Raw genomic sequence first — 12,947 nt, 5'->3', positions numbered from 1 at the left:
TATACATTCACACTCATAACTTACAACTCATAATTTATAATTTACAACTGAATGTCAGATACACATACACTTCCGGACTGGGAAAAATTAGTACAAAAACAGCTGAAAACAGAAGATATCTATACCATCCTGAAAAAGGAAAATCTGGAAGGAATAGAAGTTAAGCCCTTCTATGATACGGTTCAAAAACCATTGACAAACTTACCAAAAGTAGAAGAAAGTACTCATTTAGTGGCACCTTATCATGAGAGCCTGGAAAGTGATGTTTTTGCATTCCTGTTAGATCAGAATGTTGAAAATCTGATTGAAAAAGCCATATTTATCAATAATAAAGATTTGGCAGAACATATTCGTCCGGAAGATGAAGATCAGTATTTTTCACTGATTGACGTTTTTGATGAAAAGGAAGGAACTATTAATGACCAGTTAGCCAAAGAATTATTAGCCAAGGATTTCAAAAGAAATATCTGTGTTGATGTTTCTCTTCATCAGAATGCAGGCGCAGCGATCTATCAGCAGCTAGGAATAGCGTTGGCAAAAGCAAAAGAGCTTGTAGAAGCTTATGGAGAAGATATTTTAAACAAACTTATTTTCAGAATAGCAGTAGGAGGGAATTACTTCTTTGAAATGGCTAAATTAAGAGCATTTAAGCTTGTTTTCAACCAATTCTCAAAAGAGTACGGATTGAATGAGATTCCTTATATTTTTGCGGAAACTTCATCAAGAAATAAAGCTGTTTCCGATAATGAAAACAACCTTATCCGTTCTACATTGGAGCTGGCTTCAGCGATGATAGGAGGTGCAGATGCAGTTTATAGCAATAATTATCTGGTTAGCAACAGTACAGAAAATTCAGAAGAAATCTCTTTCAAACAGCAGATTGTGTTGGCTTATGAAAGTATCATCAACGTTTTTGAAGATGCTTCTAACGGAAGCTATTATGTAGAAGATATTACCCAGCAGATTGCAGGGAAATCCTGGACCTTGTTGATAGAAATTGAAGAAGCAGGAGGATACTTAAAGCTTTTAAAAGAAGGAATAATTCAGAAAAAGATCTTTGATCATGCCGTTGAAGAGCAAAAATGGGTAAAAGAAGGTAAAATAAAGCTGATCGGGGTGAACCTTTATCCAAAACTTGAAGTCAAAAAATCTATTGAAGATTTATATAACGAAAAGGAAATAAAAGCGGTTCGCTGGTCTGAAATGTTTGAATAATTAGAGAAATGAAGAAAAATTTATTGCTTTTTTTCCTGATGATTTTTGGAATGTGTTTTTCACAATCAATAAAAGATCTACATGGAAAATGGTCAGGAGCAGATGAAGGAAATAAAAAAGGAAGTTTTACCTTTTTCTCTGATGGTTATGCAGCTTTAGAGTTTGAAGGATTGATTATAGATGGCAGAAATTTTGTGATTCCGAGTGGTCCGAATGAGGGAAAAATAGGGAAAGTAAAATATTCTGTAGACTTTTCCGAAAAGCCCTATAAAGTGAAACTAATTGCTCAGTATAATAATCAGGAAGGGAAACTGGAAGAAAATAAATTTCTGAACGGACTTATTGAATTTGTTGGTAAAGATGAATTGCTATTCCATTTAGATTTTGAAAATGAAAATCTTACAACCATAGATCCATTATCACCTAATACAATCTCATTACATAGAGACTTTAGTTTTAAAGATGAAAGAAAAGCTGATTGATCTTTTTGATTATACTTATCATTTTAATAAAGAAATGATTAAGATCATCTCTTGGAATCTCCCAAAAGTGAATGATAAGACTATTAGTTTAATTAATCATACCCTTAATGCACAGCAAATCTGGAATTCAAGGATTTTAGGAGAAAAATCTTTTGAAGTATGGCAGATCAATCCTTTTGAAGAGCTAAACGATATCAATCATCAAAATTATCTGAAAAGCATTGAAATCATCAAAAATTTCGATGTAGATACAATAATAGAGTATCAGAACTCAAGAGGGGCAAAATTTGAGAACAGTATCTTCGAAATGCTTTTTCAGGCAATTAATCATTCTACCTATCATAGAGGACAGATCAATTCATTATTGAAACAGGACGGTATTGAGCCTATATTAACTGATTATATCTTTTATAAAAGATAGTTCCGGTGTTGAATACAAATATTTTAACCCAGACGGTTCAAGACTATATCAATGCTAATCTTAATACAGATTTGCATAGATTATTATTGAAAAAATCGCCTTTCTCTGGAGTCTCTATGCAGGAAATCGTTCAACAGATCAAAGGGAGACAGGTAGCTCAGAAAAAGTTTCCGTTTTTGTTGAAAGAAGGTATTATCTTTCCTCCACAGCTTAATCTTGAACAATCCTCTTCTGAGAAAACAGCTGCTTATAAATCAGGCTTAATAAAAGGAAAAAAAATCATAGATCTTACAAGTGGTTTCGGAATAGACGCCTATTACCTTTCTCAAAACTTTGAACAAATTACTCTGATTGAGCAAAATTCGGATCTACTGGAAATTGTAGAACACAACTGGAACATTCTTGGGAAAAAAGCAACATTTATCAGTCAAAAATTGGAGGAATTTCTTGATCAGAATCAGGAGTTCTTTGATGTTGTCTATTTAGATCCGGCAAGACGTGATGATCAGAAAAATAAAGTATTTTTGTTAGAAGACTTATCACCTAATATTCTGGAAATTCAGGAGAAATTGCTTTCTATGTCGGAACAGGTGATCATTAAACTGTCCCCTTTAATAGATCTTAAATATCTTGTTTCCGTACTTCCTGGTATTTTTCGTATCGATATTATTGCTCTTAAAAATGATGTAAAAGAAATCGTTGCTTTTCTATCAAAAGAAAAAACCTTAGCAATCACCTGTAATTGTGTGAATTTGGAGAACGATGAAAATACATTCACGTTTCCGTTTGGAGCCGAAGAAGATGCTCTTGCAGAATATTCTGAGCCGGAAAAATACATTTATATTCCTAATAATTCCATTTTAAAAGCAGGTATATTTAATGTAATTGCTAAAAGCTTCAATTTAAAAAAGCTTCATCCCAATACCCACTTATATACATCGCAGGAAAAGAAAATAGATTTTCCGGGAAGAATAATTGAGATGGAAATTGTTGATAACAAACAGATTAAAAAGAAAAGCCAATTCAATATTATTTCTAAAAATTACCCTTTGAAACCAGAGGAAATCAAAAAGAAATATCACCTTAAAGATGGTGGAAACAGCTATCTTATTTTTACACAATCCAAAAAAGGAAAAATTATTTTAAAATCAATCTGAAAAATGTTGCCGACAAATGCAAGATTTCTTAATTTTGCGCAATTCAAATATTTAAGCATGAAATCGCTGCTGTTTAGATAATATTAGAATAAACTAAATAAGTGCGGTTCCATATGACCTTTAAAAAATAAATTTTACATATGAAAAAATTAATTATATGTTTAGCTGTTGCAACTGTAGCTGTAAGCTGTAAGAAAATACAAGCTGGTGGAAATAAGAATGCTCTTAAACTTGAAGAAGGAGTAGAAAGATATTCTGATGATCCACAAGGTGGCGGAGAAGCTCACGGACATGGTCATGAAGCTGCTGCAGAGCACAAAGAAGAAGCTACTGCTGAAAAGCATGAAACTGAAGCTGCCAAAACAGACAGTACTGCTGCAAAACCTGCTGAAGCTGAAAAAGCACCAAAAGCTGAACACTAATTATTAGTTTACAATATAAAAATGTCCTGCCATTTCCGCAGGACATTTTTTGTTTACTTCACTGGTAATGACATAATAATTATCATCAATTAATAAATCCTGGGAAAAAAGATCCTTTTTGTTTGTTCCTGCAGGGCAAATTTTTTACTTTTAACAAAACAAAATTTTACAATGCAAGAGACATTAAATTACATTAACGAAAACAAGCAACGTTTCGTAGATGAATTATTTGAACTATTGAGAATTCCTTCTATTTCTGCCGATCCTGCATATAAAGATGACGTATTGAAATGTGCGGATGTTTGTGCAGAACACCTTAAAAATGCAGGTGCTGACCATGTTGAAGTTTGCCAGACAAAAGGATATCCTATTGTTTTTGGAGAAAAAATATTAGATAAAAGCTTACCTACAGTATTGGTTTACGGTCATTATGACGTTCAGCCTGCCGATCCTTTGGATTTATGGAAAAAACCGCCTTTTGAACCTTATATTGAAAAAACGGAACTTCATCCGGAAGGAGCCATCTTCGCAAGAGGTTCAGCAGACGATAAGGGGCAGTTCTTTATGCATTTAAAGGCATTTGAAGCGATGATGAAAACCAATGCTCTTCCTTGCAATGTTAAATTTATTTTAGAAGGAGAAGAAGAAGTAGGTTCAGTAAGCTTAGGAGACTGGGTGAATGAAAATAAAGAGAAATTAGCTTGTGATTGTATCCTGATCTCCGATACTCATATTTATAGCAATGAACAGCCAACCGTTACTACTGGTTTAAGAGGTCTAAGCTATGTGGAAGTAGAAGTGGAAGGTCCGAACAGAGATTTACATTCAGGGCTTTATGGTGGTGCAGTTCCCAATCCGATTCACGTTCTTTCAAGAATGATCGCAAAATTAATTGATGAAGATGGACATATTACCATTGATGGATTCTACGATAATGTAGACGTGGTATCAGAGGAGGAAAGAGCAGAAATGAACAAGCTAAAGGATAATCCTGAAGAATTCAAGAAATCTATCGGATTAAATGGAGTAGAAGGCGAAAAAGGATATACAACATTAGAAAGAACTTCCATCCGTCCTACTTTGGATTGTAATGGAATTTGGGGTGGGTATACAGGAGAAGGAGCCAAAACGGTGATTCCTTCCAAAGCTTTTGCTAAAATATCCATGCGCTTGGTACCTTATCAGACTCCTGAAGAAATTACCGAGAAATTCACCAAATATTTCGAAAAAATAGCTCCGGATAATGTAAGAGTAAAAGTAACTCCACATCACGGCGGAATGCCTTATGTTCTTCCAACCAATACTAAAGAATTCTCAGCGGCAAAACAAGCGATGGAATCTGCATTTGGAAAAGAAGTTCTTCCTTACAGGGGAGGAGGTAGTATCCCTATTACGGCCATGTTTGAGAAAGTGTTAGGTGCAAAATCAGTTTTGATGGGTTTCGGATTAGATTCAGACGCAATCCATTCACCGAATGAACATTACGGTCTTTTCAACTTCTATAAAGGGATTGAGAGTATTCCATTATTCTTTGAGAACTATTCAAAATAATAAAAAAAAGTCCCTGGGAAAGATTTCTTGGGGATTTTTTATTTTTTTATGATATTTTTTAAATAATAGTTTATAAAATAATTATATTTACTGCTAATAAAAAAATGATATCATGAAAAAAATTCTACTATCTGCTTTACTTGGAGTAAGCACTTACATGTTTGGACAATTAACATGTGCTACGGCTACAGCAATAACAACAAATGGAAGTTATACATGTCCGGCGCTCACAGGGACTTATGTAGGGACTTGTGCAGGAAGTGGGCAAGCAACAAGCCCAAAAGCAATATGGTATTCTTATACAGCTACGGCTAATGGAGAGGTAACAATTTCATCAAATTTACCCCAAAATGATGGCGCAACGAAAAGTAATGATACCCGTTTGTCTATAATTACCGGAACTTGTGCTGCTCTTACCTGTTATAATGGAAATGATGATGTTTCTGCTACAAATTATTTGTCTCAACTTACTTTTCCTGTTTCAGCGGGGACAACTTATTATATATCATGGGATAACAGATGGAGTTCATTAGGTTTTGATTTTACATTCAATTTTGCAGCACCTAGCTGTATTAAGCCAAATGATTTCTCCGTAAATGCTGCAACTAATATTACTCTGAATTCTGCGACAACCAGTTGGTCTGCTGCAATTGGAAGCCCGGCTTCTTATGATGTTCAACATGGAGCGAGTGGATTTACTTTAGGAACAGGAACAATTCAAAACACTACGACTACTAGTGCTAACTTATCGAATTTGCCAACGGGTGGAAATCACAGCTATTATGTTAGAAGTAACTGTGGAGCTACACAAAGTAGTTGGACAGGTCCGTTCTCAATCTTCTTAGCTAAAAAAGCACCATATTCTAATAGTTTTGAATCTCCTGATTATGCTGCAGGTTTTGGAGGAACAGGCTGGTCACTTAATGAAGGAGCTGCTTATGCTCAACAAGGAACAATCTGCTATTTTAGCAATACAAGTACAACAGCTGTTTCCAATTCACAACTATATTCAAGAGCTTTAAGTTTTACAGCCGGAGCTCCTATTACTTTGAATTTTTGGACTAGAGTTGCAGGTACCGCTTCTGGAACCATAAAAGTATATTACAATACGCAAAAATCTTTAACAGGGGCTACTCAAATTGGTACTAATATTGCTGTGAGCGGAACTACTTATGTACAGCAAACTCAAAACTTCAGTGTTCCTACAACAGGTATTTATTATTTGATTTTCAGTAATGAATCTGCGATCACCGCTACTTCTACTTCATTATTATTAGATAGTGTAAGTTTATCTTCTACTTTGGGTACAAATGAAACTACTTATGATGATATATTATTATCTGTTTATCCAAATCCTGTAAAAGATATGTTGAATATAAAAACTGACAAAAAAATTAAAAGTGTACAGATTTTTGATGCTTCAGGAAAGTTAATAAATGCTAGACTTGATGGAAATCAAATTGATGTAAAGTCATTAAGTCCTGGTAATTACATTATTAACATTGAAACCAATTCAGGAAAGACATCTGAAAAATTCATCAAAAAATAATTAGATAATCTTATCTTCATAAAACGCTCCAATTTGGGGCGTTTTTTTTATTTTTAAATATTAATTACAATACTATGTTAGAAAATAAAGTAGCTTATATAACAGGCGGAACCAAGGGAATTGGTTTTGGAATTGCACGGATATTGTTAGAAAATGGAGTTTCTGTAGCTTTTTCAGGGAGAAAAAGAGAGGATGTGGCAAAAGCTGAAAAGGAATTGCAACAATACTCAGAGAAAGTACTAGGACTTATTTCCGATGTCAGAAACCTGCAAAGTGAAGAAGAGGCCATCAAAACTACTGTTGAAACATTTGGAAGGCTTGATTTTGTTATAGCCAACGCGGGACTAGGGATTTTTAAGCCCGTAGATGAATTATCTGCCGAAGAATGGAATGATATGATAGAAACGAACTTAACCGGAGTTTTCTATACCTTAAAAGCCTCAGTAGACGAACTGAAGAAAACAGAAGGTTACTATATTACCATTTCAAGCCTGGCCGGAGCCAATTTTTTCGAAAACGGAACGGGATACAATGCTTCAAAATTTGGAGTAGTAGGCTTTACGCAAGCAGCGATGATAGATTTGAGAAAATATAACATTAAGGCAACCGTTATCATGCCAGGATCGGTAGCAACCCATTTCAATGGAAATATACCATCCGAAAAGGACAATTGGAAAATCCAGCCCGAAGATATGGGAAATCTGGTATTGGATATTTTGAAAATGAATCCGAGAGTTTTACCGAGCAAGATTGAGTTTAGAGCGACTAAACCGGCATAATTATTTGCTAGATGAATATTAATTGTTGAAAAAATGATCTAAGTACATTTTTTTTATTCGGAGGCAACCATTTTTAATTCAGGGTGTCTTATCAATAGAAAGAGTTTTTTTAAGACTTAAAATTACCTATTAATAGGTATTGATACCAGTTTTAAGTTGAAGTAAGTTTGTAGTTAAATCTCAATGAAGTGAAATTTTTGAGTTAGTTACTGCTAATCTCTAGCTATCAATAACACCGAATTAAAAAAAATAGGCACATGAAAAATTTTTTATCAATTAATGCATTCTTGTTGGCATTAGTCCAGACATTCAATGCTCAGATTTTACAAAGTGATAATTTTAATTCCTATACTATAGGAAATGTTGGTACGGATATTACCGCAACAACGCCCGGACAAGGGGGATTTTATACGGATTTCGCCGGAGGCTCTAATGCAGATGCGCAGATTGTAAGTATAGATGCTGCCCATGACAAATCATTACAGCTTACAGGAAATGCAACAGCGACAGGAACAAAGTATATGTGGAAGAATGGATTGCCTGCAGCATGGGCTGCAAGAACACCGGGAAACGATATTATTAAATTGAATGTTAAGTTATACACCGGAAGTGTTACAGGTGGTAACGGCTGGGCAACTGTTTTAATTTATAATACAACAACTCATAAAACGTTAACAGGAATAGGATATGATTATGCCTCACAAAGAACTATCGGAATAGGAAATTACACTAAAACCACAACAGGTGTAACAGGTAACTATAGTTTTTATTTGGAACCAAATACATATACATATCCTCCCAATACTTGGATTACTTTAAGCTGCACATTTAATAAAACTACCGGAATTGCTACGTGGACTCCACCCGGAGGTAATACTTATAGTCCTAGTACTATAGATTACATACCGGCGGCTGTAGGCCAGGATCCTTTTGAAATGGATTTTGTTTCGGTAGCAAGCACTGGAAATACGGTGGCACATATCACTTCTTTTGATGATTATACACTGACAGCTATTGATAGTGCTGTATTAGCAACAAAAGAAACAGTTGAAGAGGCAGAGAATAATATTTTGGTGTATCCCAATCCAGCCACTGATATGATTCATGTACAATCTAAATCATTAATCACTAAAATTGAAATTTTTGATGTATCAGGTAAAAAAGTAAATATAAAGCTTGATCGTGATAAAATAGAGGTAAGGGATCTTATTCCGGGAACTTATATTATTAATATTGAAACGAAAGAAAATAAATTTTCTAAAAAATTCATTAAAAAATAAACTTGGTGATCTTCCCCAATATTTACAAAAAACGCTTTATATAAAGCGTTTTTATTATTTTTAATGCGCTGAATAACAAATCAATATATATTATGCATGCATAATATATTTTTTGCTTATATTTACAGAAATTAAAAATAAAAAATCTCTGCATTTCAACCGTTTGGTTTTTGTGCCTTAAAGGGAAAAAAATAACATAGTACACATGAAAATATTAGTTTGTATTAGTAGTGTTCCGGATACTACTTCTAAAATTAACTTTACAGCAGATAAATCTGCTTTCGACAAGAACGGAATCCAATGGGTAATCAATCCTTTAGATGAATTTGCATTAACAAAAGCAGTTAAACTTCAGGAATCTCAGGGAGCTACTGTAACAGTGATCAACGTAGGTGATGCTGCTACGGAGCCGGTAATCAGAAAAGCATTGGCAATCGGAGCAAATGATGCGGTGAGAGTAAACCTAGATCCTAAAGACAGCTATTCTACGGCAAAAGAAATTGCTGCTGTAGCACAAAACGGAGGCTATGATCTTATCCTTTGCGGTAAAGAATCTATCGATTACAATGGTGGTTCTGTTCCTGGAATGGTGGCTCAGTTATTAAACCAGCCTTTCGTGAACGCGTCTGTAGGATTAGATGTAAACGGAAGCGAAGCTACTGCTGTAAGAGAGATTGAAGGAGGTAAAGAAACTATTTCCGTAAAGCTACCGGCAGTAATCGCTGGTCAGAAAGGATTAGTAGACGAAAAAGATTTGATTATTCCAAACATGAGAGGAATTATGTCTGCAAGAACAAAACCTTTGCAGGTGGTGGAACCAGCTTCTTCCGAAGTAAAAGTTCAGGGAGTTTCTTATGACAGTGTTCCGCCAAGAGCAGCTGTGAAAATTGTTTCTCCGGATAACCTTGATGAATTAGTAAGACTACTTCACGAAGAAGCGAAAGTAATCTAATCTTTAATCATTCAATTTTTTAATCTTTTAATTTAAGAAAAATGGCAGTATTCGTATACGCAGAAAATATAAACGGAGTTTACAAAAAAGCAGCTTTCGAAGCAGTTTCTTATGCTAAAGCTATTGCAGATCAGGCGGGAGAAACCGTTACAGCAATCTCTGTAAACCCAACAGATTCTTCAGATGTATTATACAAATATGGAGCATCTAATGTAATCAATATCAAAGACGAAGGTCTTAAAAATTTCTCAGCTAAGGCATTCGCACAGGCGATCAATGAAGTGGCAAATGGAGGAATTATTGTTTTCCCTCACACTACAGATGCTTCTTCCATTGCACCCATGTTGGCAGTGATGAACGGACATTCTTTAATCACCAATGCATTAGCCGCTCCGGAAAGCCTTTCACCATTCCAGGTAAAAAGAAAAGCTTTCTCTGGTAAAGGTTTCATGCATGCTAAAGCAGAAGGAAATGGAGTAATTGTTACTGTTTCTCAAAATGCTTTCGGAGTGAAAGAAAATGCAGTATCAGGTTCAGAAGAAGTGAAAAACTTATCTGTTGCCAACGAAGATACCAAAGTGATCTCTCACGAGCAAAGCTCAGGAAAACTAGACCTTAAAGAAGCAGAAATAGTAGTTTCTGCCGGAAGAGGAATGAAAGGTCCTGAAAACTGGGGAATGATTGAAGATTTGGCCAATGTTCTTGGCGCAGCTACAGCTTGTTCTAAGCCTGTTTCTGATATCGGTTGGAGACCTCATACAGAACACGTAGGACAAACTGGTAAAGCAATTTCACCCAACCTTTACATTGCTGTAGGTATTTCAGGAGCTATTCAGCATTTGGCTGGGGTAAACTCTTCAAAGACAATCGTAGTGATCAATAATGATGCAGAAGCTCCATTCTTCAAATCAGCAGATTATGGAGTGGTAGGTGATGCATTCCAGATTATTCCTGCATTAACTGAGAAAATCAAAGCTTTAAAAGGATAAAATAGTCAATTGTCAATTTTTGCTTCGCAAGTGAATAAGCGAGTATAAAAACAGACAACAGAGTTAATTCACAATTCACCATTGACATTTGAACAAAATAATAAGTAAAAGCCCTTTCCGGGCTTTTATTTTTGTGTAAAAAGTAAAACCTACAATAAAAAATTAATTTATATTTGTAGTTATGGATTATAAGCAGTTAATTATTCGCGGAATATCGTATAGCCAGACCCAATCGGGAGCATACGCGTTGTTATTGGAGCATGAAGAGTCACATATAAAATTACCTGTTGTGATAGGAAATTTTGAGGCCCAATCCATTTCTCTTGGCCTGGAGAAAGACATTCATCCACCGCGTCCACTTACTCACGACTTATTTACAAAATTTATAGTTTCTGCTAACTATGAGTTGGTTTCTGTGATCATTTATCAGATCGTAGACGGAGTTTTCTTTTCCAACATCAATTTCAAGAATAAAAATAATGATGAGGAGTTGATTCTGGATGCCAGAACTTCTGATGCCGTTGCCATGGCCGTAAGATTTGATGCTCCTATTTTCACAACCCAGCAGGTATTGAATGAGGCAGGAATCCTTTTGGAACTGGAAGATGTATCCAAAGAAGAACAATCATTTTCTGAAACCGTACAAACAGAAGATAGCTTAAGATCCCTTTCCATGGAAGAGCTTCAGAAACTATTGGATGAAGCCGTAAAAGAAGAAGATTATGACACAGCTTTGGAAATCCAGGAAGAGATTAAGAGGAGAAAAAAGAAAATTGATTAATTAGAGATATTTAAAACCATTTATGAATTTAAAATTACGACTTACCATCCTTAGCTTTCTGCAATTTTTTGTTTGGGGAGCATGGCTGATTACCATTGGAGTATATTGGTTCAGCACAAAACAATGGGGTGGTGCAGAATTTGGAGCTGTATTTTCCACATTAGGAATTTCATCTATTGTGATGCCTGCTCTTACGGGAATTATTGCAGATCGTTGGATGAATGCGGAAAGGCTTTATGGGATTCTTCATATTTTATACGGAATTACCTTGTTTTTTCTTCCTCAGGTTTCTGATCCACACCAGTTTTTCTGGGTAATGCTGATCGCCATGTTTTTTTATATGCCTACGATCTCCCTATCCAATTCTATTGCCTACTATGTTCTTAAAAACAATGATTATGATGTAGTAAAAGTTTTCCCGCCAATTAGAGTATGGGGAACCATAGGATTTATTGTAGCGATGTGGATTACCAATCTTACAGATAATAAAGATTCAGGAAACCAGTTTTATATTGCGGCGTTATTTGCTATTCTTTTGGGGATTTATGCATTTACATTGCCTAAATGTCCGCCACAGAATACAATCCCTAAAAATGCAACTACATTAGAAAAATTAGGACTGAACTCATTATCATTATTCGGAAACGGAAAAATGGCCATGTTCTTCCTGTTTTCCATGTTTTTAGGAGCTGCTTTGCAATTGACTAATATGTACGGAGATGCATTTCTTTCAGATTTCGGTAAAATGCCGGAATATGCAGACAGCTTAGTGGTAAAGCGTTCTACTTTGATCATGTCTATTTCTCAGGTTTCGGAAACATTATTCATTCTGGCGATTCCGTTTTTTTTAAAGAAATTCGGAATTAAAAAAGTAATGTTGATTTCCATGTTAGCCTGGGTTTTACGATTCGGATTCTTCGCCTATGGAGTTCCGGAAGGATTTGGCTTGGTTTTAATCATCCTTTCATGTATTGTATATGGAATGGCATTCGACTTCTTTAATATTTCAGGATCTCTTTTTGTTGAAACCAATACAGATTTTAAAATCCGTTCTTCTGCACAGGGATTATTTATGATGATGACGAATGGCTTTGGTGCCATGATAGGAAGTTTAGTAAGCGGTTGGATTATTCAGAATAATTTTACTTTGCCTAACGGAGATAAAATGTGGCATGAGATCTGGCTGTATTTTGCAGCATATGCATTGATCATTGCTGTGCTATTTGCTATTTTCTTCAGACATAAGCATGATCCTAAAAAAGTAGCTAACGTTAGTCATTAAAATTATCTTATTGATTATTAATATATTAAATTGCATTTTGAGAAAAAATGCAATTTTTTTTATTTCACAGGCAACGTTTTTCAATTT

Annotated in this window: 13 protein-coding genes; all 13 read left to right on the top strand. The window is 35.1% G+C overall.

The annotated features are described in order from the left end of the window. Nucleotides 1–51 precede the first annotated feature (51 nt). Nucleotides 52–1,215 carry a methylmalonyl-CoA mutase family protein gene (locus EGI05_RS03170; RefSeq protein WP_123261611.1) on the top strand — a complete coding sequence of 388 codons (1,164 nt, stop codon included), beginning with the start codon at nt 52–54 and terminating at the stop codon, nt 1,213–1,215. Between the two features lie 8 nt (nt 1,216–1,223). Beyond that, on the top strand, nt 1,224–1,697 hold the full coding sequence (locus EGI05_RS03165) for a hypothetical protein (RefSeq protein WP_123261610.1): 474 nt from the start codon (nt 1,224–1,226) through the stop codon (nt 1,695–1,697). Next, nucleotides 1,678–2,118, top strand: coding sequence for a DinB family protein (locus EGI05_RS03160; RefSeq protein WP_123261609.1), 441 nt, complete (start codon nt 1,678–1,680; stop codon nt 2,116–2,118). The genes EGI05_RS03165 and EGI05_RS03160 overlap by 20 nt, the downstream gene beginning before the upstream one ends. 8 nt (nt 2,119–2,126) lie before the next feature. After that, nucleotides 2,127–3,275, top strand: a complete 1,149-nt coding sequence (locus EGI05_RS03155) for a class I SAM-dependent methyltransferase (protein ID WP_185144950.1) — start codon at nt 2,127–2,129, stop codon at nt 3,273–3,275. Nucleotides 3,276–3,415: 140 nt separating this feature from the next. After that, the gene (locus tag EGI05_RS03150; RefSeq protein WP_123261608.1) at nt 3,416–3,697 is read left to right on the top strand and encodes a hypothetical protein; all 282 of its coding nucleotides are present in this window, start codon (nt 3,416–3,418) and stop codon (nt 3,695–3,697) included. Between the two features lie 171 nt (nt 3,698–3,868). Further along, nucleotides 3,869–5,248, top strand: a complete 1,380-nt coding sequence (locus EGI05_RS03145; RefSeq protein ID WP_123261607.1) for a dipeptidase — start codon at nt 3,869–3,871, stop codon at nt 5,246–5,248. A gap of 112 nt (nt 5,249–5,360) precedes the next feature. Then, nucleotides 5,361–6,797, top strand: coding sequence for a T9SS type A sorting domain-containing protein (locus EGI05_RS03140; RefSeq protein ID WP_123261606.1), 1,437 nt, complete (start codon nt 5,361–5,363; stop codon nt 6,795–6,797). Between the two features lie 74 nt (nt 6,798–6,871). Continuing rightward, entirely contained in the window at nt 6,872–7,576 is a 705-nt protein-coding gene (locus EGI05_RS03135; RefSeq protein ID WP_123261605.1) for an SDR family oxidoreductase, read from the top strand. Nucleotides 7,577–7,833: 257 nt separating this feature from the next. Further along, the gene (locus tag EGI05_RS03130; protein ID WP_123261604.1) at nt 7,834–8,856 is read left to right on the top strand and encodes a T9SS type A sorting domain-containing protein; all 1,023 of its coding nucleotides are present in this window, start codon (nt 7,834–7,836) and stop codon (nt 8,854–8,856) included. Nucleotides 8,857–9,061: 205 nt separating this feature from the next. Then, nucleotides 9,062–9,808, top strand: coding sequence for an electron transfer flavoprotein subunit beta/FixA family protein (locus EGI05_RS03125; RefSeq protein ID WP_123261603.1), 747 nt, complete (start codon nt 9,062–9,064; stop codon nt 9,806–9,808). 41 nt (nt 9,809–9,849) lie between these two features. Beyond that, nucleotides 9,850–10,797, top strand: a complete 948-nt coding sequence (locus EGI05_RS03120; RefSeq protein ID WP_123261602.1) for an electron transfer flavoprotein subunit alpha/FixB family protein — start codon at nt 9,850–9,852, stop codon at nt 10,795–10,797. Nucleotides 10,798–10,978: 181 nt separating this feature from the next. After that, nucleotides 10,979–11,578, top strand: a complete 600-nt coding sequence (locus EGI05_RS03115) for a bifunctional nuclease family protein (RefSeq protein WP_123261601.1) — start codon at nt 10,979–10,981, stop codon at nt 11,576–11,578. 22 nt (nt 11,579–11,600) lie between these two features. Then, complete coding sequence (locus EGI05_RS03110) at nt 11,601–12,860, top strand: nucleoside permease (protein ID WP_123261600.1); 1,260 nt, start codon at nt 11,601–11,603, stop codon at nt 12,858–12,860. Nucleotides 12,861–12,947 lie beyond the last annotated feature (87 nt).

Source organism: Chryseobacterium daecheongense (assembly GCF_003729955.1).
Classification (GTDB): Bacteria; Bacteroidota; Bacteroidia; order Flavobacteriales; family Weeksellaceae; genus Chryseobacterium; species Chryseobacterium daecheongense.
This window is presented reverse-complemented; position numbering and strand designations above follow the sequence as displayed.

Excerpts from the sequence above, each read along its gene's own strand:
- EGI05_RS03170 (WP_123261611.1), top strand. The coding sequence starts at position 52 with ATGTCAGATACACATACACTTCCGGACTGGGAAAAATTAGTACAAAAA.
- EGI05_RS03165 (WP_123261610.1), top strand. The coding sequence starts at position 1,224 with ATGAAGAAAAATTTATTGCTTTTTTTCCTGATGATTTTTGGAATGTGT.
- EGI05_RS03160 (WP_123261609.1), top strand. The coding sequence starts at position 1,678 with ATGAAAGAAAAGCTGATTGATCTTTTTGATTATACTTATCATTTTAAT.
- EGI05_RS03150 (WP_123261608.1), top strand. The coding sequence starts at position 3,416 with ATGAAAAAATTAATTATATGTTTAGCTGTTGCAACTGTAGCTGTAAGC.
- EGI05_RS03145 (WP_123261607.1), top strand. The coding sequence starts at position 3,869 with ATGCAAGAGACATTAAATTACATTAACGAAAACAAGCAACGTTTCGTA.
- EGI05_RS03140 (WP_123261606.1), top strand. The coding sequence starts at position 5,361 with ATGAAAAAAATTCTACTATCTGCTTTACTTGGAGTAAGCACTTACATG.
- EGI05_RS03135 (WP_123261605.1), top strand. The coding sequence starts at position 6,872 with ATGTTAGAAAATAAAGTAGCTTATATAACAGGCGGAACCAAGGGAATT.
- EGI05_RS03130 (WP_123261604.1), top strand. The coding sequence starts at position 7,834 with ATGAAAAATTTTTTATCAATTAATGCATTCTTGTTGGCATTAGTCCAG.
- EGI05_RS03125 (WP_123261603.1), top strand. The coding sequence starts at position 9,062 with ATGAAAATATTAGTTTGTATTAGTAGTGTTCCGGATACTACTTCTAAA.
- EGI05_RS03120 (WP_123261602.1), top strand. The coding sequence starts at position 9,850 with ATGGCAGTATTCGTATACGCAGAAAATATAAACGGAGTTTACAAAAAA.
- EGI05_RS03115 (WP_123261601.1), top strand. The coding sequence starts at position 10,979 with ATGGATTATAAGCAGTTAATTATTCGCGGAATATCGTATAGCCAGACC.
- EGI05_RS03110 (WP_123261600.1), top strand. The coding sequence starts at position 11,601 with ATGAATTTAAAATTACGACTTACCATCCTTAGCTTTCTGCAATTTTTT.